We start from the raw sequence: 22,238 nt of genomic DNA on the forward strand, positions 1-22,238 counted from the left end.
CGGGGTCGCGGTGTCGGTGGCTCTTGAAAGAATCCGACACATGACGGGCGGCAGCGACATCAGGCGCATCGATCCGACCGAACGCGCCCATCTGCTCGACCCTTCGGGCTACACCCCGCCGATCCACCGGTTCGCCCCGTCGCCCGGGCTCGCCCCGCTGGTGCGTCGCTACTGGATGCCGGTCTGGGACCTGCCCGCGGGCGTTGCCTCCACGCAGCGGGTGCTGCAGTACCCCGTCTGCCTGCTCGTGGTCTCCGACAGCTACGCGACCCTCGTCGGCCCTTCCAGTGGCCTGTCCACCACCGAGCTCGCCGGCTCGGGGTGGGCGCTCGGCACCATGCTCCAGCCCGCGGCCGGCGTTGCGCTCGTGGGCGGCCCGGTCAGCACCCTCACCGACCGCGCGGTCCCGCTGCCCGACGCGGACCTGGCCCGTCGGATCCGCGACGCGATCGCGGACCACCCCGACGACCCGGCCCGCCAGCGAGCGGCGGTCGCGGCCGTCGAGGCATCCCTGCGAGCACTGCTGCCGCTCGACGAGGAGGGGCTGCTGGTCAACGCGATCGTCGAGTACGTCGAGGGCGACCCGGACGTCCAGCGCGTGAGCCAGGTCTGCGACAAGTTCGCGATCGGCGAGCGCACCCTCCAGCGGCTCACCGCGCGCAGGATCGGGCTCACCCCCAAGTGGCTGATCCAGCGCCGGCGCCTGCACGAGGCCGCCGAACGGCTGCGCGCCGACGACCGTCCCGACCTCGCCCGGGTCGCCGCCGACCTCGGCTACGCCGACCAGGCCCACTTCGGCCGCGACTTCCGCGCGGTCACCGGCCTCACGCCGGGGGAGTTCGCGGCCGAGCCTCGCTAGGAGTCGCGCCAGGAGTCGGTGGGTCCGAGCTTGCGCAGCAACCGGCGCAACGTGGTCCGCTCCGCCGGCGACAGCGGCTCGAGGACGGCGTCCTGGACCGCTCCGAGCACCGCATCGAGCTCCTCCAGCCGGGCGGCGCCGGCCTCGGTCAGGAACACCACGTTGCGTCGCCGGTCGGACGGGTCCGGCTCGCGGCGGGTCAGTCCCCAGCCGTCCAGCTCATCGAGGGCGGCGACGACGTCGCTGCGGTCGATCCCGGTCGCGCGGCCGAGGTCGGCCTGGCTGGAGGACCCGTGCTCATCGAGCGCCGCCAGCAGCCGGAAGTGGTAGCCGCGCACCCCGGCCGCGGAGAAAGCCTCGGCCAGCAGGCCCTGGGCGCGGGCGTTCGCCCGGCTGAGGAGCCACGTGGGCCGGTCGGCTACCCGTCGCAAGGTCGTCACGCGCCCAGCCTAAGGGATTGTTGGCGCGACCAATGATCGGCTATCGTTGGTCGCACCAACGAATAGGAGATGCGACATGTCCACCCCCTTCGGACCCCAGCTCATCGGCGAGACCGAGAAGACCCTCAACGCCCTGCTCCACCAGGTCCTGGCCGGGCGGCTCACCGAACCGCAGTGGGTGACCCTGCGTCTCGCGAACCTCCTCGCCGAAGAGGTGACTGGCGACGACCAGCTCGTCGCCGCGGTGTCCGACCGCGCGCGCTTCGAGGATGCCGCCGGGCTGGTCCGCGGCCTCACCGACGGCGGGCTGCTCCAGGACGGACGGCCGACCGACCGAGCGCGTGCCCTGGTCGCCGACGTGCAGGCCGAAATCGCCGCCCGCACCGCACCGATCTGGCGGGACCTGCCCCTCGAGGACGTCGCCGCCGCACAACGCGTGCTCACCCAGGTGCGAGACCGGGCTCGCGCCCAGCTGGCCCCGCTCTGATCCTCACCCGCTGTTGACCGACTCGACATGTCGGCGTACGGCGCGCGTCGAGCGGCGCCGACAGCGTCGAGGCCATGGTCCTCCTCGGGAGACGCACCACCTTGATGGCAGGGGTCGCGATCGGAGGCACCCCGGGCCTGGTCGCCTGGGGCGTCCGCAACAGCGCCCCGGCCCTGGCCCGGGAACGCGTGGAGCACAGCCACGGGGCGCGCTCCGGGGAGGTGACCACGAGCTCCGCGGTCCTCTGGTCGCGTGCCACGGCCGACGGCCGCCTCGATGCCCGGATCTCCAGCAACGGCAGGGTCCTGCGCGAGATCGAGGGGGTGTGGGCCGACGAGCGCGCCGACCACACCGCGCGGCTCGTGCTGGACGGGCTCGCGCCCGGGCGCCGGTACGACGCCGACCTGTGGTTCACCGGACCCGACGGAGCCGCGGGCGAGGTCGAGCGGGTCAGCTTCACCACGGCACCGATCCACACCGCGGCACAGTCGTTCGTGTGGTCCGGCGACACCTGCGGCCAGGGCTTCGGGATCAACCCCGACCTGGGCGGCCTCACGACGTACCGCACGATGCTCGAGACCCGGCCGGACTTCTTCCTGCACTGCGGCGACACGATCTACGCCGACATCGAGATCTACGAGTCCGTGCCCGAGCCGACGGGGGAGACCTGGCGCAACGTGGTCGCCGAGGGGGTCGGCAAGGTCGCCGAGTCGCTCGAGGAGTTCCGGGGCCGGCACCGCTACCCGCTGCTCGACGAGAACGTCCGCGCGCTGTACGCCGAGGTGCCGACCGTCTCGCAGTGGGACGACCACGAGACCTGCAACAACTGGTACCCCGGCGAGGTCATCGACGACGACCGCTACACCGAGCGCCGCGCCGACGTGTTGGCCCTGCGCGGGCGCCGCGCCTGGCAGGAGTACCAGCCCGTGCCGGTCCGCACCCTGGTCGAGCGTGGCGGTGACGGCCACGCGCTGCAGCGGATCTACCGTCGTGTTCCCCGCGGGCAGCACCTCGACCTGTTCTGCCTCGACATGCGCTCCTACCGCGGACCGAACCCCACGTCGGCGGGCCCGGACCAGCCGGGCCTCCTCGGTCCGGAGCAGGAGCGGTGGCTGATCGAGCAGGTCACCCGCTCACGGGCGACCTGGAAGGTGATCTCCGCGGACCTGCCGCTCTCCGCGCCGTCCAACCATGCCGACGACCTCGACAGCGTGCCGAACCTCGACAGTGGTCCGCCCACCGGCCGCGAGCCCGAGCTGGCCCGGATCCTCGCGGCGTTCCAGCGCGCCGGGGTCCGCAACGTGGTCTGGCTGACCGCCGACGTCCACTACACCGCGGCCCACCACTACAGCCCCGACCGCGCGGCGTTCACCGACTTCGACCCGTTCTGGGAGTTCGTCTCGGGACCTGCGGCGGCCGGGACGTTCGCGACCAAGGACGCCCAGCTCGACGGCACCTTCGGCCCCGAGGTGGTCTTCTCGAAGGGCAACGAGACCAGCGCGTGGACCCAGTCGCCCCGGGCCGGCAACCAGTTCTTCGGCCACGTCGCGATCGCCGCCGACGGGGCCCTGACCGTGACGCTGTACGACGGCTCCGGTGCCGTGCTGTGGTCGCGGGGGCTGGAACCCGTCAGCTGACGGTGGTGACCACTAGAGCTCGACGATCAGATCGGCGCGGTCGCGGGCGGCCTGGACCAGCAGGGCGTTGGCGCCATCGACGCGCTCGACCCACTCCCGCGCCTCCTCGGGGGTCTTGCCGAACCGCACGTGGCGAGCGACCAGCCGCTCGACCCGCAGTGCGTCGTCGACCTCGACATGCCACACGACGTCGATCTCCTGGCGCACGGCTCGCCATCGCGGCTCGTCGAGCAGGAGGTAGTTGCCCTCGGTGATCACCGTGCCCGCGGCCGGCACGTGGATCGCTCCCGCGAGCGGCTGCTCGAGGTCGCGCTCGAACATCGGGGCGACGACGTCGGGCTCGCCCGCGCGCACCCGCCGCAGGAGCGCGGCGTACCCCTCGGCGTCGAACGTCTCGGGCGCACCCTTGCGGTCGCGCAGCCCGCGACGCACGAGCTCGACGTCGGCGTAGTGGAAGCCGTCCATCGGCACGACCGGGAGGCCGTGCTGGTCGCGGAGCAGCGCCGCGACCGTGGACTTCCCGGCACCAGGCGCACCGGTGATGCCGAGCAGGCGGATGCCGGGCGGGACCGGGGGAATCACGAGATCAGGTTAAGCGTTGGTCCCTACAGATGAACGAAACGTACGCTGTGCCTCATATGACGAACGCACCCGACTTCAACCTCGACTCCGAGCTCGAGGCCACCGACGGCTGGGACGACTCCGAGGAGACCGACGAGTTCGAGTCGGGGTACGCCGAGCCGGACCCCGACGCGCCCGATCCCGAGGAGCTCTCCACCGGTGAGCTCGACCTCGCCGAGCGCCATCAGCTGCGCCGGGTCGCGAGCCTGCGCACCGAGCTCGAGGACATCACCGAGGTCGAGTACCGCCAGCTGCGGCTCGAGCGGGTGGTGCTCGTCGGCGTCTGGACCGACGGGTCGGTCGAGGATGCCGAGAACTCCATGGCCGAGCTCGCGCTGCTCGCCGAGACCGCCGGCTCGGAGGTCCTCGACGCGATCTACCAGCGCCGCCAGTCGCCCGACCCGGCCACCTACATCGGCCGCGGCAAGGTCGAGGGGCTGCGCGAGATCGTGCAGGCGACCGGTGCCGACACGGTGATCTGCGACGGCGAGCTGGCGCCCAGCCAGCTGCGCAACCTCGAGGACCGGCTCAAGGTCAAGGTCGTCGACCGGACCGCGCTGATCCTCGACATCTTCGCCCAGCACGCGAAGTCCAAGGAGGGCCAGGCCCAGGTCGAGCTGGCCCAGCTGACCTACCTCAAGCAGCGCCTGCGCGGCTGGGGCGGCAACCTGTCGCGCCAGGTCGGTGGTCGCGCCGCCGGCGGCGTCGGCATCGGTGGCCGTGGCCCCGGTGAGACGAAGATCGAGACCGACCGGCGCCGCATCAACACCCGCATCGCCAAGCTGCGCCGCGAGCTGCGCGAGATGAAGGGCACCCGCGACACCAAGCGCCAGGAGCGCCGCCGCCACCACATCCCGAGCGTGTCGATCGCCGGCTACACCAACGCCGGCAAGTCCTCACTCCTCAACCGGCTCACCGACGCCGGTGTCCTCGTGGAGGACGCGCTGTTCGCGACGCTCGACCCGACGACGCGTCGTACGACGACGTCCGACGGCCGGGTCTACACGATGAGCGACACGGTCGGGTTCGTGCGGCACCTGCCCCACCAGCTGGTCGAGGCGTTCCGCTCGACGCTGGAGGAGGTGGCCGACTCCGACCTGATCCTGCACGTGGTCGACGGCTCGCACCCCGACCCCGAGGGCCAGCTCACCGCCGTGCGTGAGGTGTTCGCCGAGATCGGCGCCACCCAGGTGCCCGAGCTCGTCGTGATCAACAAGGCCGACGCGGCCGACCCGATGGTGCTCGCGCGGCTGCGCCAGCGCGAGCCGCACTCCGTGGTCGTCTCGGCCAAGACCGGGGCCGGCATCGCCGAGGCGCTCTCGCTCATCGAGAGCGAGCTGCCACGCCCGGGCGTGGAGTTCACGGCGCTGGTCCCCTACGAGCGCGGTGACCTCATCAACCGGCTGCACCAGCACGGCGAGATCGACTCCATGGAGCACACCGGCGACGGCACGCTGGTCGTCGGTCGCGCCAACGCTGACCTGGCCGGCGAGCTGGAGGCGTACGCCGTCTGACCGCGGCCCCCGAGGGCCGCACGGTCAGCTCGACGGCGTCCATTCGGGCCGCGGACCGGTGAGCTCGTCGAAGGAGAGCTCCAGGTCCTGCTCGACGGCGGCGCAGATCGGTGTGTCACTCATGCCTGCTCGTTCCCGGGCGGGCGACGGTTCATTCCCGTCCGGCCATCCGCACCAGGTCGGCGAGCACCTCGTCGATGCGCATGACCACCGAGAGGTGCCCCTCGTCCTCGAACAGGTGCGCCTGGGCGCCGGGCACGTGCACGGCCAGCCACGCGCCGTGCTCGTAGGGGACCATCGCGTCCTGGCGGCCCTGCCAGATCGCGACCGGCACCCGGATGTCGGCGACGTCGAACCCCCACGGCGCCACCGCGGCCAGCCCGTCGTCGCGCACCCCGGCCGCGCCCTGGGCGCCGGCGCGGTTGAACGTCCGGCTCAGCCAGTCGGCGAACCCGGGGGTCAGCGCGTCCCGGTCGACCGGTGTCACGAGCCCGCCCATGCCCTCGACCAGCTGGTCGGGGGACGCGGCCAGCATCGGCAGCATGTTCTCCACGACGTAGGCCTCGTAGACCTCGGGGCCGGCCTCGGCGGCGTGGTACTCCTCGTGGTTCTCCTCCGCCATCCCGGCGAACCAGTCCAGCCCCTCGGCGTGGTACGGCGCCACCCCGGCCAGCGACGCCGCGGCCCGGCACCGGTCGGGCAGGAGCGCCGCGCAGGCCAGGGCGCGGGGACCGCCGCCGGACCAGCCGAGGGTGAGGAACTCCTCGATCCCCAGAGCGTCGAGCACCGCGACCGACTCGCTCACGTCGTCGGCGTACCGGCCGGGCGCCGGCCGCGGCGTCGAGCCGCCGTATCCCGGTCGCGAGTAGGTCACCAGCCGCAGCCCGCGTGCGCGGGCCGCCTCGTCGAGCAGGTCGTACGGCGTCGCCGCGGAGGGGGAGCCGCCGTGGAAGAGGAGGGGTCGGCCGGCCGGGTCGCCGCCGGTCAGGACCTCCACTGTCCGGCCGTCGGGCAGGGTGACGTCGAGGTAGTCGCTCATGCCCCCAGCCTGGCAGGATTTCTTGCGGAATCGTCACGGGTTGGCAACATCGCCAGCGCGCGCCGGACCTGCGACGGATCATTGCTCCCGTGGTCCTCCGGGGGGTCGCGAGCACCGGCTCGCCCAGTCATGTGTCCAGCTGTCTGCGCCGTCACGCGTTCGTCGTCGGCGCGCTGTTCGTCGTCCTGGTCGTCTCGGTGCTCATCGTGCACGTCGCCGACCGGGCCCGGGCCGATGGGGACCGCTGCGAGCGGTTCGCAACCGCCTCCACCGCGCGCGCGGCCGTGGTCAGCGGGCGTGGCGAGCGGGTCGTGGTGATCGGTGACTCCTGGTCCGCCGGCCTGGGCCTGGACCAGCCCGCCGCGTCGTGGCCGTCGCGGCTGCCGGGCGCGGTGCACGTCGCCGGGTTCTCCGGCTCCGGGTTCGCCGCCCACGCCGGCCACTGCCCCGGCGTCTCGTTCGCCGCACGGGCGCCGGCCGCGCTGCGCGGCGGTGCCGACCTGGTGGTGATCGAGGGTGGCCTCAACGACTACAACCAGCCGGACGCCGACATCCGCGCCGGGTTCGCCCGGCTGATGGGTGAGCTCGGCGACGCGGGCCGGGTCGTGGTGGTCGGGCCGGCCAGCGCGCCGTCCCGCGCCGCCGCCGTACCCCACGTCGACGCGCTGCTCGCCTCGCTCGCCGCGCGGTACGACGTGGCTTACGTGCGGACCTCCGGCCTCACGCTGGACTACCTCGACGACCGTCTCCACCTCACCCCCGCCGGCCACCAGGTCTTCGGCGACTTCGTGGCCGCGCAGATCGCCGAGCTCGGCGCCTGATCCTCCCGCCCCGCCGCATACAACGGGCGGCGGCGTGCGGGTCAGGTCACCAGCCGCAGCGCCAGGCGCGGGCACATCCGTACGGCGGTCCGGGCGTCGGCGAGCAGCTCGGGGGTGACCTCGCCGGTGACGATCGGGTAGCCCCACTCGTCGAGATCGACCACCTCCGGGAGCAGCTCGTGGCACAGCCCACGGGCGCGGCAGCTGGGCCAGTCGACCCGCAGCCGGGCACCCGCCCCGCTGCGCACCTCGCCGCTCACGACGCCACCCCCGACAACCCCGGCAGCCCAGGAGCGGGTACGCCGGAGCAGCGACGGCTGCCGTGCAGCGCGACCTCCACGGGGAAGGACGCGAGCAGCGAGCGCACCAGCCGCACCGTGCCGTCGGGGTGGGCGCACGCGCCCCGCCCGCTGACCAGCGACGCCAGCGCCTCGACCCGCCCGGCGTCCCCAGCCCCGTCGGCGACGGCGTGCACCGCGGTCGCCAGCGCGGGCAGCCCGTTGAGGCAGGGTCCGCAGCGCTGGGCGCTCTGCCCCGCGAGGTAGTCCACGACCCGCGCGGTGAACGTCACCGGGCACTCAGCGGGGGCCACGACGACCCCCGCGCCCAGCGGCGTGCCCGCCGCTCGCATGGCGTCGACGGAGACGACCCCGTCGACCAGTGCCGTCCACGGCACCCACGACCCGTGGAAGCCACCGATCAGCAGCGGCCGGCCCGCCCACGCCGCCGGCAGCACCGAGCGCCACGGCGTGCCGAGCTCGACCTCGACGACGGTCGGCGTGGGAGCCGACAGCGTCAGCAGGGTGGTCCCCGGCTCGTCGGGGGTGCCGAGTGCGGCGTACCCCTGCTCGCCGGCGAGCACGAGCCGCCCGACCTGCGCCCAGGTCTCGGCGTTGGAGAGCAGCGTGGGCCGGCCGCGGTGTCCCGAGACCGCCTCCGGAGCCCACGCGGTCACCGGCAGGTTCGCCCGCCCGGCCATCAGCTCGAGCACGGCGCGCGCCTGGCCGGCCACGAAGCGGCTCGCCGCCACGTGGACCTCGGTGCGCAGCCCGTCGCGACGTTCGGCCACGGCGGCCCGCACCGCCCGCGCCACCCATGGCCGCTCCTGCGGGACCACCACGTGCAGCTCTCGGGCGCCCAGGGCGCGCGCCGTGAGGACCGCGCCGTCCAGCACCAGGTGCGGGCGCGTCAGCGCGAGCGCGCTGTCCTTGGCGCTCGCGGGCTCACCCTCGCTGAGGTTGACCACGACCACCGGCCGACGGCCCTCGGCGGCGGTGCGGAGCTTGACCTCGAAGGGGAACGCCGCGCCGCCGCGGCCGCGCACCCGCATCCGACCCAGCGCGCCGAGCAGGGCAGCGAGGTCGACCCGGGGCAGCTCGCCGTACTGCTGACGATGCGCGGCCAGCCCGGGGCCACCGCTCAGGCCGTGGAGCAGTGCCGGACCGGGGCGCACGTGCACGCCGGTGGACACCGGCACCGGTGAGGCGCTCATGCCCGGCTCCCGGCGGTGAGGGCCGGCGTGCGGCGGGCGCGGTCCGCGACCAGCCGGCCGAGCCGCAGCGCGACGGCGGCGGCGACGACGGCGACGCACCCGGCGACCCCGAGCTGGGCCCAGGAGACGCCTTGCCGCACGTCGGTCCCGATGCCGATCGTGTGTGCGACGGCGGCCACCCACCCGGCGTACGCCAGCAGGTGCACGGCCCGCCAGGAGCCGTGCCGCATCCGGGTCCGCAGCAGGCTGGTCACGGTCACCACCAGGATCAGGTCGAGCGCGAGCGTGCCGAGCCCCAGCCAGAGGGGGAGGTACGTCGAGCCCGCCCACGGGACGAGCGCCTGCCACCACCGGATGTCGACGTAGCTGTCGGCCACGGCGGTGGTGATGTGGGCGCCGAGCATCGCCACCGAGATCAGGGCCAGGTTGCGGTGCAGGCCCTGGGTGACGAAGCGGGGCAGACCTCGGCCGGCGCGGCCGCCGGTGGCGAGGATGCCGAGGGCGGTGGTAATCGTGAACAGGCCGAGGATCACGAAGCCGGTGCCGCGGTTGAGGTACCACAGGAGCGGGCCGTCGATCATGCGGGCCTCCGCTCGGCCATGACCCCGGTGGAGGCCCCGGTGGAGGCCACCGTGGGGTCCTCCGTGGGCCAGCCATCCGTGGTGACGACCGTGCCGTCGGCGGCGACCAGGCGCGCGGTGACCCCGCGGGCGGTCAGCCACGCCGGTGCCTGGGCACCGAGCACGACGGCGGCGGTGGACGCGGTGTTGGCCGCGACGCACGTGGGTCCGGTGGCGGTGACCGTGCGCCAGACCTCCGGTGCGGGCTGGCCGGTGCGCGGATCGATCAGGTGGTGCAGGGCGGCGCCCCGGCGTGCCCAGCGGCGCACCCGGGTGCTCGAGGTCGCCATCGCGCCCCGGTCGAGGGTGACCGTGGCCTCGGCCGGGTCTCCCAGCCGGGTCGAGATCGCGACGGGCCAGGGCTCGTCGTCCGGCGCGGCGATCGCCAGGTCCCCGCCGAGGCTCACCAGTGCGGACCCGCCGAGCTCCTCGGCGTACGCCGACGCGATCACGTCAGCGGCCCAGGCCTTGCCGGTCGACCCGAGGTCCAGGGCGGTGCCGGCCGGCACCCGGATCGCGCCGTCTGGGTCGAGCCCGATCTCGCGCCAGCTGTCCGGTCCCGGCGTCTCGCCGGGCCAGGCGAACATCGTCGCCCGGTCGTCGGCGACCGGGGTGAGCTCGGTGAAGTCGCGGTCGTAGCCGAGCTGCACCAGTGTCCGGCCCAGCAGCGGGTGGACCAGGCCCTCGGTCTGGAGCGCGGCCGCGCAGGCCGCGGTGACGGCGGCGACCAGGATCGGGTCGACCGCCACCCAGTAGCCGGCGTCGGCGTTGGCGCGGGCGAGGTCGGAGTCGGCCCGGAACCGGCTGCAGGTGCGGTCGACGTCCTCGAGGATGTCGCGGGCGAGCCGGCGCGCGAGCCCGAGGTCGGCAGGGCGGCGGGTGGCGATGAAGACATACGTGCCCAGGGCGGTGTCCTGGGCCGACGAGGCCAGCGCGGGCATCGGCTCAGGACCCGGTGCTCGGGGCCGGCGCGGGCGCCGGGGCGGGGGCGGGCGCCGGGGCGGGTGCGGGGGCGTGCTGCACCGTCGGCTGGGACACGGTCCCGCCGCCGCCGACCGGCGCCGAGGGAGCGCCCTGGACGTAGCGCACGGTGGTGTGGGTGCGCTGGGGACGCTGCCGCAGGACCACCTTCTGGTGCTGGCGGGCGGCCCGGTGCGCGGCCTTCGAGGCCTGCGTGGCTGCCCCGGACTGGCCGGTCTGGCCCGTCTGGCTGGCCTGCTGGGCCTCGGTGGCGCGGGCCGCGGCCCCGGCGAGCCACCCGGTCGCCGAGAAGGCGGCGACGGCGGTGACCCCGGAGACGGCGGCGACGGCGATCCGGTAGCGGTTGCGGTCGGTGGAGGAGTAGGACATGGCCACAGGTTGCCGGTGGCGGGCGCAACGGTGCCTCATCGCGATGTTAAGTCCACGTCATCAGCGCCCTTGACCTGCCCTTGAGGTTCTCGCGAGGCGCCCATATCCCGGCGGCGCGCAGGGTCGTGGCATGAAGACCATTCCCGCTCTCGTCCTTGCCGCGGTGCTCGGCGTCGCCCTGCTGGCCGGCGTCACCACCTACCAGCTCGCCTCGGCCTCGAACGGCCACGGCTCTCCCGCGGCCACGCCGGCCGCCCCGGCCACTCGCGCAGCGGCCCGGACCCACGCACCCCGGGTGCGGTGGGCGCCCTGCAAGCCGCCGGCCGTACGCCGCGGCCAGGTGTGCGTGACCGAGGAGGTCCGCACCGTCGTCGTACCCGCACCGGCCACCGCCCCCGCGCCCGCGGCGGCCCCGGTGGTGCGCTCGGTCCGCACCGGGGACGACCACCCTGAGCACGCAGGTGACGACCGCGGTGGGGAGCGTGCGCACGAGTCCGGCGACGACGGCCCCGAGCACGAGTCCGAGCACGAGTCCGGGCACGAGTCCGAGCACGAGGATGACTGACCCGGCGTCAGCCGGGCGCCAGCGGGAGCCGCACCTCGACCCGGGTGCCTCCCTCGGCGGGGGTGGTGACGCTGAGGTCGCCGCCGCAGGCGGCGGCGGTACGCCGCGCGATGTCCAGCCCCAGCCCGGTGCTGCCCACCCGGTCACCGGGCGGGCGCGGCGCGATGCCGGGGCCCCGATCGGCGACCACGAGCACCGCGTGGGGGCCGTCGGCGTGCAGCCCGACCTCGAACGCCGTGCCGTCGGGGGTGTGCGCGAACACGTTGTCGACCAGCACGTCGACGACGTCGGCGAGGTCGTCGGTCGCGACCGGGACGACCAGCGCCCGGTCGGGCAGCGTCACCGTCATCGTCCGGCCCTGGTCCTCGGCGAGAGCCCCCCAGAACTCTGCCCGGTCCCGCACGGTCGCGACCGCGTCGCCGGCGGCCGTCAGGTCGGTGCGCACCGGCCGCCGGGCCTCCTTGACGATCGCGTCGATCGAGCGCTGGAGGACCTGGATGTGGTCGGCCAGCCGTTCGGCCAGCACCGGGTCGTCGACCCCCTCGGCGTCCAGGCGCAACGCGGTCACCGGCGTACGCAGCCGGTGCGAGAGGTCGCCGACGGTCGCCCGTTCGGCGGCCAGCAGCTCGACGGTACGGTCGGCGAGCCCGTTGAGGGCGCGGGCCAGCTCCTGGGTCTCCTCGGGTCCCGCGGCCTCGGCCCGCGCGTGCAGGTCGCCCTCGCGCAGCTGGTGGGCGACGCCGGCGACCCGCCGCAGCGGCTCGCTGACCCGGCGCCCCAGCCGCGAGGCGATGAACAGCGCGAGCGCCAGCAGTGCCACGCCCAGGCCGATGATGCCGGCCCAGGCCGCGGCGACCCCGCGATGCAGGTCCGCGGGCGTGACGCTGCTGCGCACGACGGCGGTGCCGGACTCGACCACGACCGGCAGCAGCACCCGCCCGCCGGAGGAGTCGACGATCTCGAAGCCCTCCCCGGACGCGGCTCGACGTACCTCCGGGTCGCGCCGCATCGCGGTGTCCGAGCCGAGCACCCGCCGGTCCGCGGTCAGCACGCTGGTGGACGGGGTGCCGCGCTGGTCGAGGTCGCTCACGAGTCCCGCGAGCTGCGGGTCGTCGTGGAGGCTGGCGACCAGGATCGCGACGTTGCGGGCCTCCTGGTCGGCCGCGGCCATCGCCCGGTCCTCCGCGAGCGTGCGCACCAGCAGGCACAGCGGGATCACGAACGACACCACCACGCTCGACGTGGTGGCCATCACCAGCCATGAGATCCGACGACGCATCGGCCGGCGTCTCAGTCGGCGTCCGGGTCGACGAGGCGTACGCCGACACCGCGCACGCTGATCAGGTAGCGCGGCTCGGCCGCGGTCTCCCCGAGCTTGCGCCGCAGCCACGACAGGTGCACGTCGATGCTGCGGTCGCCACCGCCGTACGCCTGCTGCCACACCTCGGCGAGGATCTCGCGCTTGGTCATCACCTGGCCCTGGCGCTGCGCCAGCGCCAGCAGCAGGTCGAACTCGCGGCGCGCGAGCTCCAGGCGCCGGCCGGCCAGGGTGGCGGTGCGGGCGCCCTCGTCGATCACCAGGTCGCCGACCCGGATCGGCTCACTGGTCAGCGCCCGCTCGCCGCGGCGCAGCACCGCGCGGATGCGCGCCTCGACCTGCCCGGTGCCGAAGGGCTTGACCACGTAGTCGTCGGCGCCCCCGTCGAGGGCCTTGACCATCGTGGGGTCGTCGTCCTGGGCGGTGATCACGATGATCGGCACGGTGCTCGCCGCGCGGATCATGCCGATCAGCGTCAGCCCGTCGACGTCGGGCAGCCCGAGATCGAGGAGCACGGCCTGCGGCCGGTCGGCGAGGACGTGCTCGAGCCCGGCGAGTCCGGTGGCCGCCACGGCGACCGCATGGCCGCGTTCGGTCAGCCCCCGGCGTACGGCGTCCCTGATCGCGTCGTCGTCCTCGACGACGAGGATGCTGGCCATGGCAGAGAACGTACGCCGCACGGGCGGCCCGGCGCTGGGAGACTGGTCACGTGAACGTACGCCGCAGCGTGCTCGGGGCCGTGGTCGCCTGGCTCGCGGTCGTCGCCGTCGGGTCGACGGTCGTGTGGGCGGTGATCTCGCGGGCCGGTGACGGCATCGCCCCGACCGCCGACCCGGGTGTCGTCGCGACCTCGGCCGGATCCGGGTCGCCTGCCCCGTCTGCGTCCGGCACCCCCTCGCCCGGCTCGTCCTCGGGCTCGCCGACCGGTCCGGCCTCGGTGCGGCGTACCTGGCAGGGCGCGGGCGGGCTGGTGATCGCGGACTGCCGAGGCTCGGCGATCTCGCTGGTCTCCTCCTCCGCCGACGCCGGGTTCCGCGTCGAGGTGAAGGACCGTGGCCCGGACAAGCTCGAGCTGGCCTTCGAGGGTCAGGGCGACGAGGGCCGCGAGACCGTGCTCAAGGGCCAGTGCGAGTCCGGGGTGCCTGTGTTCGAGGTCGACACCACCGGCGACGACTGACCACCCGCGGCCCCGCCCCCGCTGGTTACACGGGTGCAGGGGCAGCAGCCACGCGGACTGTCCGGGCGCGCGGCTAGGGTTCTCGGGTGCCCGAAGCCGCGCCCACCACGACCACAGCCACGACGGCTGTGACCGACCTGCTCAGCACCGCGGTGGCGGCCCTGGGGGGCCAGGAGCGCGCCGGGCAGGTGCAGATGGCCGAGGCCGTGGCCGAGGCGATGGACAAGGGCCAGCACCTGCTCGTGCAGGCCGGCACCGGCACCGGCAAGTCGCTGGCCTACCTGGTGCCGAGCCTGCTGCACGACAAGCGGGTGGTGGTGGCCACCGCGACCCTCGCACTCCAGCACCAGCTGGTCGAGCGCGACCTGCCGCGGCTGGTCGAGGCGGTCAAGGGTGCCGAGGTCGACGCGAGCTACGCCGTGCTCAAGGGCCGCTCCAACTACGCCTGCCTCCACCGCATCCGCGAGGGCGTCCCCGACGACCAGGGCGCCCTCGACGTCGAGCTCCCGACAGGCTCCCTGGGCAAGAAGATCCTCGAGCTGCGGGCCTGGGCCGAGCAGGAGTCCGAGGGTGGTGGCACCGGTGAGCGCGACAACGCCCCCCGCCACACCGACCGTGAGTGGCGCCAGGTCAGCGTCAACCACCGCGAGTGCCTCGGAGCGGCCAAGTGCCCGTTCGGCCAGGAGTGCTTCGCCGAGCTGGCCAAGGAGAAGGCGCACCGCTCCCACCTCGTGGTCACCAACCACTCCCTGCTCGCGATCGACGCGATCGAGGGGGTCCCGATGATCCCCGACTACGACGTGGTGGTGATCGACGAGGCCCACGAGCTCACCACCCGGGTCACCCAGGCCGCGACCGACGAGCTGTGGGCCGCCGAGGTCGAGCGTGCCGCCCGGCGCAGCCAGCGCTACGTCGAGGGCGACCAGGCCAATGACCTCGCCGACGCGGCCGACGCGCTGCGCGACGCCATCAGCGAGGCGCGCCCGGGGCGGTTCGAGCAGGTGCCCGAGCAGCTCTCCGACGCCCTGGTGCTGGTGCGCGACGCCGCGCGCGCCTGCGTCTCGGCGTACCCCAAGGCCGAGGCGGGCTCCGGCGACGAGGCCGACGCCGGGCGCACCCAGGCCAAGGGCGCCGTCCAGGAGGTGTTCGCGACCGCCGAGCGGATGGCGTCCGGCTCGGACGCCGACGTGCTGTGGCTGAGCGAGGGCACCGAACGGATTCCCCCGCGGCTGTGTGTGGCGCCGCTGCAGGTGTGGGGCCCGATGCGCGACAAGCTGCTCAGCGACAAGACCGTGGTGTTCACCTCGGCCACGTTGATGCTCGGCGGCGACTTCTCCTCGGTGGCGACCAGCGTGGGGCTCAAGCCGTCCGAGCGGATCGTCGACGGCACCCCGGTCGTCGAGCCGTCGGTGTCCGAGCACGCCCTTCCCTGGCGAGGCATCGACGTCGGCAGCCCGTTCGACTACGGCCGTCAGGCGATCCTGTACGTCGCGCGCCACCTGCCGCCGCCGGGCCGCGACGGGCTGGTGAAGGCCCAGCTCGACGACATCGTGGAGCTGGTCGACGCCGCGGAGGGCCGCACGCTCGGGCTGTTCTCGAGCCGCCGGGCAGCCGAGGCCGCGGCCGAGGTGGTCCGCGAGCGGCTGCCCCACCTGACGACGCTCGCGCAGGGGGACGCCCAGCTGCCCGAGCTGGCCGCACAGTTCGTGGGCGACCCCCACACCTGCCTGTTCGGCACGCTCAGCCTGTGGCAGGGACTCGACGTCCCGGGCGACACCTGCCAGCTGGTGCTCATCGACCGGATCCCGTTCCCGCGCCCCGACGACCCGCTGCTCAGCGCCCGCCAGAAGGCCGCCGACCAGGCGGGAGGCAACGGCTTCATGCAGGTCGCCGCCACCCACGCCGCGCTGCTGCTCGCGCAGGGCGCGGGCCGGCTGATCCGCACCCACGCCGACCGCGGCGTGGTGGCGGTGCTCGACCCGCGCCTCGCGACCGCGAGGTACGGCGGCTTCCTCAAGGCCAGCCTGCCGCCGATGTGGACGACCACCGACCCGGCGGTCGCCCGACAGGCGCTGACCCGGCTGGCGGCTACCGCGTCGCCGTAGCGCGCAGCAGCATCTTGCGCCCGTCGTCGAGCGACTTGCCCTGGCAGGAGTAGGCCCCGCCGACCCAGCACTTGTAGTGGCTGCCGGCGTTGGCGATGGTCACCTCGACGTACTTGATCCCGGTCGAGCCGAACGCGACCGTGCGGCTCCCGGCCCCGCTGCTGCTGAGCGGGATCACCGTCACCTGGGGGGCACCGGACTTCGGGTACGCCGTGACGACGGCCGCCGAGCCGGTGCTCGTGTTGGGCAGGTCCAGAGCGACCCTGAGCTTCCACGACGACGCACTCAGGCCGGTGCTCGGGACGAACCGCACCGTGGCGCTGGACATGTGCCTGAGCGTGATGGGCCGCCAGCCGCTGTCCTTCTTGGCGCTGGTCAGCTTGATCGTGCCGGCCGGGGCGGCGGTGGGGTAGCGGTTCGCGGCGCCTTCGGCGTACCACACCGCGGGAGCCCGGTTGGCGGTCGCGAACAGGGCGTAGGCGGCGGGCAGGGTGACGCCGTGGTCCATGAGGACCTGGGTGACCGCCTGCATGGAGTAGTCGTCGGGTCCGCCGGTCGCGCCGTCGGCTCGCTCCCAGATGTCGCGCACCAGCGTGGGCAGACCGCCGTCGGCGTTGGGGAACTGCTCGGTGAGGAACCGGAAGAAGATCCAGGTGCCGTACTGCGCGCCCGCGTCGTTGTAGGTGTCGAGCGCCTGTCCCGGCTTCGCGAGCGGGCTCTCGGGCAGGTATTGCAGGTTGTCGTTGACGTCGGTGTAGAGCTCGTCCTCGGCCCAGGTCGCGGTGGCCTCCATCAGCCAGTTGTCCTCGGTGATGTCGTAGGCGAATTGGACCGCGTGGAAGTACTCGTGGGCTGCGGTGACCTGGAGGTTCTCGATGGGCGTGTTCGTCGGGAACTGACTGGGGCTGAAGTCGTTGTCGAGCACGCAGAAAGCCCAGACGTCGAACGGCCCGCTGTTGGGAGGGTTGGGTGCATCGGTCGTGCAGTAGCCGTAGGCACCCTCTTGGTAGGTGTCAGCAAGGTAGATGTCCGGTTTGGTGTTGCCGCCCTGGCCACCGTCGGCCTCCGGCTCCCGGTAGCCGGCCGCGACGTAGGTGTCGTGCACGCCGTCAACGGTCGCGATCACCGACTGGATGTAGTCGGGCAACCCGTTGGCGTCCGCGTCGGTGGCCGGCACGCCGTTGGCGCCGCCGGTCGTCCAGTGATAGCAGTTGTCCGCGGTGCACTTCGACTGCCAGCTGCCGCCAATCTCGTCGTCCGGCCGGCCCAGCAGACGGTCGGCCGCTGCTCGGTCGGCGCCGGTCAGGTCGGTGCGGTGCAGCCACAGGTTCCGCAGCGCCATCGTGGCGTCGCCGTGCCGCTCCCCGGTCATCACCGCCTCGGCCTGGGTGAGTGCGGCGCGGGCAGCGGCGCGCGAGGCGGTGACCTTCGCGGGCGAGCCGGTCGGAGGGGCCGGTTCGGCGGTCGCGGTGGCCACGGTGAGACCACCGGTGACCAGGAGCGCGATGACGGCAGGGACGGCGAGGGCGGGTCGGAGGAGCATCCGACCAGCCAACTAGATCAGCGTGCCGAGCGGCATGGCCCGATCGGGCTATCGGACGGTGGTCGCCCGGATGCGCATCGGCAGGTTGTCGTCCTCGGAGCGACCCCGACAGGAGAAGCCGGTGTCGCGGGGGCGCCAGCACTTGTACGCCGTTCCGGCGTTCGCGAGCGTGACCTCGACGTAGCGCACGCCCCGGCCGAACGTGACGCTCGTGGTGGCGTCGCCGCCCGCCGAGAGCGCCACCGGCGTGGTCCGCGCGCGGCCGTCGGCGCGCACGACCGTGACGACGGCGCCCGATCCTCGCGTGGTCGCGGGCAGGTCCAGGCGCAGCCGCAGGTGGCGGTCGGTGGTGCCGGCGGCGCGGGTGATGCGGTAGGTCGCGCTCGCCAGGTGGTCGACGTCGCGGGTGATCCAGCCGCTGTCGGACTTGGCGGCGGAGAGCGCGATCGTCCCGGCCGGATTCGCGGTCGGGTAGTGGTTGGCCGCACCCTCGTCGTACGACGTGCCGGGCCGGCGGTTCGCGTCGGCGAACGCCGCCCACACGGTGCTCAGGGTCGTGTCGTGGGCCGCGAGCACGTGTGCGATCGCGGCGATCGAGTAGTCGTCGGGTCCGCCCTTGGCGCCGTCGGCTCGCTCCCAGATCCGGCGCACGAGCGTCGGGAGCCCGCCCTGGTGCCCGCCGAGGTGCTCGGTGAGGTAGCGGAAGAAGATCCAGTCGCCGTACTGGCGCAGCCCGGCCGACTCGAAGTGGTCCATCGGCTTGGCGGGCTGGGCCAGCGGGCTCTGGGCGAGGTACTGCAGGTTGTCGTCGACCCCGTCGTAGAGCTCGTCCTCGGCCCAGGTCGCGGTGGCCTCCATGAACCACCCGTCCTCGAAGTAGTCGTAGGCGAACTGCACGGCGTGGAACAGCTCGTGGGCCGCGGTCACCTGGAGGTTCTGCAACGGGCTGTGGTTGGGGAACTCCGTGTAGTTGTTGTCGAAGGCGCAGTAGGCCCAGGTGTCGTACGGCCCGTCGGCGGGCGGCTGCCGGTCGGTGTCGCAGTAGCCGTAGAGCCCTTGGGCACCGAGGTCCTGCAGGTAGATGTCCAGCAGGGCGTTGCCGCCGCGCTTGCCGTCGCTCTCCGGGGCGCGGTAGCCGGCACCGGCGTACGTCGCCAGCACGTGCTCGGCGGTGGCCGCGACCTTCTCGACGTACGCCGCGGTCGCCTTGTCGGGCCCGGTGGCCGACCAGTGGATGCACACGGTCGTGAAGCACTTCGAGCGGGTGGTGACCGGGCGTGCCAGCAGCCGGTCCGCCGTCGTGCGGTCGCTGCCGGTGAGCTCGTCGCGGTGCCGGCGCAGCTCACGCAGGCTCAGCGTGACGTCGCGGTGGCCGGTGCCCGCGAGCGCCGCCCGTGCCGTGGCCAGTGCCCGGGCCGCCACCGGTGCGCTGCCGGGACGGCTGTCCGCCCTGCTCTCCAGCTGGGCCTGCGCCGGCACCTGCGCCAGGAGGGAGATGGCGACCGCGGCACACGCGGCGAGGACCGGAGCAGGACGCAGACGCACCCAGCTACTCAACCACGTCCGCCTGCGGATCCCCGGATCTGCGGTGCGGCCGCACGTCGCGGGGTTCGGCTGCACCCGGCTCAGAGCAGGTTGCGTCCGTCGTAGCCACCCTGCGGGGCGCCGGCGCCGAAGAACGCCGCGACCGTGGGGGCGACGTCGATGGTGCGGGCGACCCGGGAGGAGGCGGTACGCCGCGGCACGGCCGGGTGGCCGCCGCCGATGAAGAACGGGATCGACCGGGTGGCGGGGTGGCCGTGGTTGCCGGGGATCGGGTTGGCGAGCAGGTCCGGGTCACTGAACCGCCACCCGGCCTGGCAGAACACCACGACGTCACCGGCCTCGGGGCCGAGCCGCAACCACGGCGCGGTGCGGGGGTACGCCGCCAGCACGCCGTCCTGGGCCCGGGCGATCGCCCTCATCCTGCTGACGGCCTCGGCGCGCTGCGCCTCGGGCCCGGTCCAGTAGAGGAGGTCCGCGCCGCCGTTGTCGGCGATCTGCACGTGGCCGGCCAGCAGCGGGTCGGCCGCGAGCGGGGCGGTCAGGCTGATCACCTTGTCGGGGGTCGACCAGTCCATCGAGTGGTCGGCCAGCACGATCACGATCGAGTCGTCCCAGACCCCCTGGGCCCGCAACGCGTCGAGGAACCGCTGCACCTGCAGGTCGGTGTCGGCCAGGGCCAGCCGGCGCGCGAGACGCAGCGTGGTGCCGGTCAGGTCGGCGTGCCCGAACCGGTCGATGTCGCCGAGGTTGACGAACATCAGGTTCGGGTCGAGCTCCTTCACCATCGTGATCGCGGCGTCGATCGTGAACACGTCGGGGGCGTGCTCGGTGATCGGGAGGGTCGGGCTCGGCTCCCACCGGTGGGTGGCGCGGCCGCCGAACACGCCGTACAGATAGGTCTTGCTGAGCACCGTCCCCGTCGTGTGGCCACGGCGGTTGAGCCGGCCGATCAGCGTGTCGCACCGGATGTCGGTGGGGCGGTCCAGGTCCCGGACCGCGCCGAGGTCGGCGTCGAACACCGAGTTCGCGGGCACGCCGGTGCGGTCGGGGCGCAGTCCGGTCATCATCATCACGTGGTTGGGGATGGTCTCCATCACCGGCATCGAGGAGGCCTGGGGGAACCGCAGCCCGCCGTCGCGCAAGGCCGCGAGGTGCGGCGTCAGGCCGGAGTCGATCTCCTCGGGGCGGCACCCGTCGATGACGAGCACGTAGGCCCGCTTGCGGCTCCGCGGGGCGGCGGCCGCTGGGGCGCCGGCGACCGTGGAGAAGACGAGGCCGGCGGCACCGGCCGTGAGGAACGTACGCCGGTCGGTACGGACGGGCCCGCTCACACCGGCTCCCCGACCTGCTCGACCCGCCCGGTGCCGGTCTTGGTCGCAAACGACACCGACCAGGTGATGGGGGTGTCCCAGTCGGCGCGATCGCCGATCACGTACCAGTCCATCTGCGCGCGCACGGGTGTCACGTCGAGCACCGAGAACCCGTGGTCGTCGAAGTTCAGGTACTTGATGTGCCGGTTGTTGGCCTTGATGACCCCCTCCACCACGGTGCTGGTCGTGTGCGGCGGCGTGCCGGTGATGTCCTTGAGGTTGTTGGAGGTCACCGACGAGCACACGAACTCCACGCCTGCGGAGTCGCCCAGGGGGTAGGTGGAGGCGTCGTACGGCAGCTCGCTGGCCCAACCGGAGTGGATGTCGCCGGTGACGAACAGCGCGTCGGTGACCTGGTGGTCGCGGATGTGCTGGAACACCTCGCGCCGGTCGTCGGTGTAGCCGTCCCACTGGTCGACGTTGTAGGGCAGCCCGTCGCGCGGCAGCAGCCCGGTGACGTCGTTGACCGGGTCGAGCAGGTCGTGGGGGAGCGCCCCGAAGTCCACCGGCGCGATCATCACCGGGTTGCCGACGATCTTCCACTGGGCCCGGCCACGGGACAGCGACTCCTTGAGCCAGTCCAGCTGCTGGCGCCCGGTGATGGTCCGGTCCGGGTCGCTGACCTCGGCGCCCGGGACCTTCACCTGGGCGTCGCGGTAGCTGCGCAGGTCGAGCATGCTGATCTCGGCCAGCCGCCCGAACCGCAGCCGGCGGAACAGCCGGTCGCCGTCGCCCAGCCGCGCGGTGCCGTCCATCCGCACCGGCATCCACTCGTCGTAGGCCCGGTGCGCCCGCGCACGGCGCAGCCGGAAGTCGCCCTCGCCGAGGTCGGGGTTGTGGTTCTCCGCGCCGTCTCGGTAGGCGTCGTTGGCGACCTCGTGGTCGTCCCAGGTGAGGATCCACGGGTACTTCGCGTGCAGCGCCTGCAGGTCGGGGTCCTGCTTGTACTGCGCGTGCCGCTGCCGGTAGTCGGCCAGCGACACGATCTCGTGGGCCGGCACGTGCGGGCGGATGTCCTGGTCGCTCATCCCGTAGCCGTACTGCCCGGGCCCGTACTCGTAGAGGTAGTCGCCCAGGTGCACCACGGCGTGCAGGTCGTCACGCGCGGCCAGGCCGCGGTACGCCGAGAACCAGCCGGCCTGCAGGTTGGCGCACGAGACGATCCCGAACCGCAGGTGGTCGGGCGTCGCGTCCTCCGCGGGCGCGGTGCGGGTGCGGCCGACCGGGCTGGTGGTGCCGGCGTACCGGAAGCGGTAGTGGTACCAGGTGTCCGGCGCCAGCCCCGTGACGTCGACCTTGACCGTGTGATCGCGCGCCGGCCCGGTCTGGAAGGTCCCGCGACGCACGACCCGCCGGAACCCGGCGTCGGTGGCGACCTCCCACCCCACGTCCGCGCGCGGCCCCTGGCCCGAGCCGGGGGTGCTGGCGGCGGTCGGCGTGACCCGGGTCCAGATGAGCACGGCATGGGAGAGCGGGTCGCCCGAGGCGACGCCGTGGCGGAACGCGCGGCCGCGACGCTCGCCGATGCCACGGGAGTCTGCGGCAGAGCCCCAGGCCTCGGCCGAGCCGGCGAGCGGAGCGGCGACGACGAGAGCCGCGGCGCCCGCGGAGGCGGTGCCGAGGACGGTACGACGGTGGACGGGAGGCGGGGAGTCTGGCGCGGTCACGCCTCAGTGAACGACCGATCCGGTGCCGAGGCACGGACCGCCGAGTGTGAGCACCGTCTGTTCACCCG

Annotated in this window: 22 protein-coding genes; 8 read left to right on the forward strand and 14 right to left on the reverse strand. The window is 73.7% G+C overall.

Going from position 1 to position 22,238, the window contains the following annotated elements; translation table 11 throughout:
- Positions 1–40 precede the first annotated feature (40 nt).
- Entirely contained in the window at positions 41–859 is an 819-nt protein-coding gene (locus tag AC3ANS_RS03635; protein WP_488294801.1) for a helix-turn-helix domain-containing protein, read from the forward strand.
- Here AC3ANS_RS03635 and AC3ANS_RS03640 read toward each other — a convergent pair.
- Entirely contained in the window at positions 856–1,299 is a 444-nt protein-coding gene (locus tag AC3ANS_RS03640; RefSeq protein WP_488294802.1) for a MarR family winged helix-turn-helix transcriptional regulator, read from the reverse strand. The two genes, AC3ANS_RS03635 and AC3ANS_RS03640, sit on opposite strands and share 4 nt — an antisense overlap.
- 76 nt (positions 1,300–1,375) lie before the next feature.
- Between AC3ANS_RS03640 and AC3ANS_RS03645 the strand changes: the two genes are divergently transcribed.
- On the forward strand, positions 1,376–1,786 hold the full coding sequence (locus AC3ANS_RS03645; protein WP_488294803.1) for a hypothetical protein: 411 nt from the start codon (positions 1,376–1,378) through the stop codon (positions 1,784–1,786).
- Between the two features lie 74 nt (positions 1,787–1,860).
- Positions 1,861–3,423 (forward strand): alkaline phosphatase D family protein, encoded by a 1,563-nt coding sequence (locus AC3ANS_RS03650; protein WP_488294804.1) that lies wholly within the window; start codon positions 1,861–1,863, stop codon positions 3,421–3,423.
- Between the two features lie 12 nt (positions 3,424–3,435).
- Here AC3ANS_RS03650 and AC3ANS_RS03655 read toward each other — a convergent pair whose 3' ends face one another.
- Entirely contained in the window at positions 3,436–4,005 is a 570-nt protein-coding gene (locus AC3ANS_RS03655) for a nucleoside/nucleotide kinase family protein (RefSeq protein ID WP_488294805.1), read from the reverse strand.
- Between the two features lie 56 nt (positions 4,006–4,061).
- On the opposite strand from AC3ANS_RS03655, the gene hflX reads away from it, so the two are divergent.
- Positions 4,062–5,558 (forward strand): GTPase HflX, encoded by a 1,497-nt coding sequence (gene hflX, locus AC3ANS_RS03660; protein ID WP_488294806.1) that lies wholly within the window; start codon positions 4,062–4,064, stop codon positions 5,556–5,558.
- 151 nt (positions 5,559–5,709) lie between these two features.
- Here the strand turns inward: hflX and AC3ANS_RS03665 are convergent, their stop codons facing one another.
- Positions 5,710–6,597 (reverse strand): alpha/beta fold hydrolase, encoded by an 888-nt coding sequence (locus AC3ANS_RS03665; RefSeq protein WP_488294807.1) that lies wholly within the window; start codon positions 6,595–6,597, stop codon positions 5,710–5,712.
- An 89-nt stretch (positions 6,598–6,686) separates the two neighbouring features.
- Between AC3ANS_RS03665 and AC3ANS_RS03670 the strand changes: the two genes are divergently transcribed.
- Positions 6,687–7,418: an SGNH/GDSL hydrolase family protein gene (locus AC3ANS_RS03670; protein ID WP_488294808.1), complete on the forward strand. Its 732-nt coding sequence runs from the start codon at positions 6,687–6,689 to the stop codon at positions 7,416–7,418.
- A gap of 41 nt (positions 7,419–7,459) precedes the next feature.
- Here the strand turns inward: AC3ANS_RS03670 and AC3ANS_RS03675 are convergent, their stop codons facing one another.
- The 5 genes from AC3ANS_RS03675 to AC3ANS_RS03695 are packed head-to-tail and all read right to left on the reverse strand — an operon-like array spanning position 7,460 to position 10,880.
- The gene (locus AC3ANS_RS03675) at positions 7,460–7,678 is read right to left on the reverse strand and encodes a ferredoxin (protein WP_488294809.1); all 219 of its coding nucleotides are present in this window, start codon (positions 7,676–7,678) and stop codon (positions 7,460–7,462) included.
- Positions 7,675–8,910 (reverse strand): NADH-ubiquinone oxidoreductase-F iron-sulfur binding region domain-containing protein, encoded by a 1,236-nt coding sequence (locus AC3ANS_RS03680; RefSeq protein ID WP_488294810.1) that lies wholly within the window; start codon positions 8,908–8,910, stop codon positions 7,675–7,677. Before AC3ANS_RS03680 ends, AC3ANS_RS03675 begins: the two co-directional genes overlap by 4 nt.
- Positions 8,907–9,491 (reverse strand): ferric reductase-like transmembrane domain-containing protein, encoded by a 585-nt coding sequence (locus tag AC3ANS_RS03685; protein WP_488294811.1) that lies wholly within the window; start codon positions 9,489–9,491, stop codon positions 8,907–8,909. Before AC3ANS_RS03685 ends, AC3ANS_RS03680 begins: the two co-directional genes overlap by 4 nt.
- Positions 9,488–10,471, reverse strand: coding sequence for an FAD:protein FMN transferase (locus tag AC3ANS_RS03690; protein WP_488294812.1), 984 nt, complete (start codon positions 10,469–10,471; stop codon positions 9,488–9,490). The genes AC3ANS_RS03685 and AC3ANS_RS03690 overlap by 4 nt, the downstream gene beginning before the upstream one ends.
- Before the next feature lie 4 nt (positions 10,472–10,475).
- The gene (locus AC3ANS_RS03695) at positions 10,476–10,880 is read right to left on the reverse strand and encodes a hypothetical protein (protein ID WP_488294813.1); all 405 of its coding nucleotides are present in this window, start codon (positions 10,878–10,880) and stop codon (positions 10,476–10,478) included.
- Positions 10,881–11,010: 130 nt separating this feature from the next.
- On the opposite strand from AC3ANS_RS03695, the gene AC3ANS_RS03700 reads away from it, so the two are divergent.
- On the forward strand, positions 11,011–11,445 hold the full coding sequence (locus AC3ANS_RS03700) for a hypothetical protein (RefSeq protein WP_488294814.1): 435 nt from the start codon (positions 11,011–11,013) through the stop codon (positions 11,443–11,445).
- Between the two features lie 7 nt (positions 11,446–11,452).
- On the opposite strand, the gene AC3ANS_RS03705 is transcribed toward AC3ANS_RS03700, so the two are convergent.
- Both AC3ANS_RS03705 and AC3ANS_RS03710 read right to left on the reverse strand, forming a co-directional pair.
- Positions 11,453–12,724, reverse strand: coding sequence for a sensor histidine kinase (locus tag AC3ANS_RS03705; protein WP_488294815.1), 1,272 nt, complete (start codon positions 12,722–12,724; stop codon positions 11,453–11,455).
- Between the two features lie 11 nt (positions 12,725–12,735).
- Positions 12,736–13,422, reverse strand: a complete 687-nt coding sequence (locus tag AC3ANS_RS03710; protein WP_488294816.1) for a response regulator transcription factor — start codon at positions 13,420–13,422, stop codon at positions 12,736–12,738.
- Positions 13,423–13,472: 50 nt separating this feature from the next.
- On the opposite strand from AC3ANS_RS03710, the gene AC3ANS_RS03715 reads away from it, so the two are divergent.
- Both AC3ANS_RS03715 and AC3ANS_RS03720 read left to right on the forward strand, forming a co-directional pair.
- Positions 13,473–13,940, forward strand: a complete 468-nt coding sequence (locus AC3ANS_RS03715) for a hypothetical protein (RefSeq protein WP_488294817.1) — start codon at positions 13,473–13,475, stop codon at positions 13,938–13,940.
- An 86-nt stretch (positions 13,941–14,026) separates the two neighbouring features.
- Positions 14,027–16,045, forward strand: coding sequence for an ATP-dependent DNA helicase (locus tag AC3ANS_RS03720; protein ID WP_488294818.1), 2,019 nt, complete (start codon positions 14,027–14,029; stop codon positions 16,043–16,045).
- On the opposite strand, the gene AC3ANS_RS03725 is transcribed toward AC3ANS_RS03720, so the two are convergent.
- The 4 genes from AC3ANS_RS03725 to AC3ANS_RS03740 form a co-directional block, all read right to left on the reverse strand.
- A complete protein-coding gene (locus tag AC3ANS_RS03725; protein ID WP_488294819.1) occupies positions 16,029–17,588 on the reverse strand; it encodes an MXAN_6640 family putative metalloprotease in 1,560 nt (519 codons plus the stop codon). The two genes, AC3ANS_RS03720 and AC3ANS_RS03725, sit on opposite strands and share 17 nt — an antisense overlap.
- Positions 17,589–17,636: 48 nt before the next feature.
- The gene (locus tag AC3ANS_RS03730; RefSeq protein WP_488294820.1) at positions 17,637–19,133 is read right to left on the reverse strand and encodes an MXAN_6640 family putative metalloprotease; all 1,497 of its coding nucleotides are present in this window, start codon (positions 19,131–19,133) and stop codon (positions 17,637–17,639) included.
- A gap of 80 nt (positions 19,134–19,213) precedes the next feature.
- Positions 19,214–20,464 carry an alkaline phosphatase family protein gene (locus AC3ANS_RS03735; protein ID WP_488294821.1) on the reverse strand — a complete coding sequence of 417 codons (1,251 nt, stop codon included), beginning with the start codon at positions 20,462–20,464 and terminating at the stop codon, positions 19,214–19,216.
- Complete coding sequence (locus tag AC3ANS_RS03740; protein ID WP_488294822.1) at positions 20,461–22,170, reverse strand: alkaline phosphatase D family protein; 1,710 nt, start codon at positions 22,168–22,170, stop codon at positions 20,461–20,463. The genes AC3ANS_RS03735 and AC3ANS_RS03740 overlap by 4 nt, the downstream gene beginning before the upstream one ends.
- Positions 22,171–22,238: the final 68 nt, after the last annotated feature.

Source organism: Nocardia sp. 149-1B, assembly GCF_057747975.1.

Coding starts and splice junctions, on each gene's coding strand:
- AC3ANS_RS03690 (WP_488294812.1), bottom strand. CDS start 10,471: ATGCCCGCGCTGGCCTCGTCGGCCCAGGACACCGCCCTGGGCACGTAT.
- AC3ANS_RS03710 (WP_488294816.1), bottom strand. CDS start 13,422: ATGGCCAGCATCCTCGTCGTCGAGGACGACGACGCGATCAGGGACGCC.
- AC3ANS_RS03685 (WP_488294811.1), bottom strand. CDS start 9,491: ATGATCGACGGCCCGCTCCTGTGGTACCTCAACCGCGGCACCGGCTTC.
- AC3ANS_RS03695 (WP_488294813.1), bottom strand. CDS start 10,880: ATGTCCTACTCCTCCACCGACCGCAACCGCTACCGGATCGCCGTCGCC.
- AC3ANS_RS03700 (WP_488294814.1), top strand. CDS start 11,011: ATGAAGACCATTCCCGCTCTCGTCCTTGCCGCGGTGCTCGGCGTCGCC.
- AC3ANS_RS03665 (WP_488294807.1), bottom strand. CDS start 6,597: ATGAGCGACTACCTCGACGTCACCCTGCCCGACGGCCGGACAGTGGAG.
- hflX (WP_488294806.1), top strand. CDS start 4,062: ATGACGAACGCACCCGACTTCAACCTCGACTCCGAGCTCGAGGCCACC.
- AC3ANS_RS03680 (WP_488294810.1), bottom strand. CDS start 8,910: ATGAGCGCCTCACCGGTGCCGGTGTCCACCGGCGTGCACGTGCGCCCC.
- AC3ANS_RS03705 (WP_488294815.1), bottom strand. CDS start 12,724: ATGCGTCGTCGGATCTCATGGCTGGTGATGGCCACCACGTCGAGCGTG.
- AC3ANS_RS03725 (WP_488294819.1), bottom strand. CDS start 17,588: ATGCTCCTCCGACCCGCCCTCGCCGTCCCTGCCGTCATCGCGCTCCTG.
- AC3ANS_RS03650 (WP_488294804.1), top strand. CDS start 1,861: ATGGTCCTCCTCGGGAGACGCACCACCTTGATGGCAGGGGTCGCGATC.
- AC3ANS_RS03645 (WP_488294803.1), top strand. CDS start 1,376: ATGTCCACCCCCTTCGGACCCCAGCTCATCGGCGAGACCGAGAAGACC.
- AC3ANS_RS03635 (WP_488294801.1), top strand. CDS start 41: ATGACGGGCGGCAGCGACATCAGGCGCATCGATCCGACCGAACGCGCC.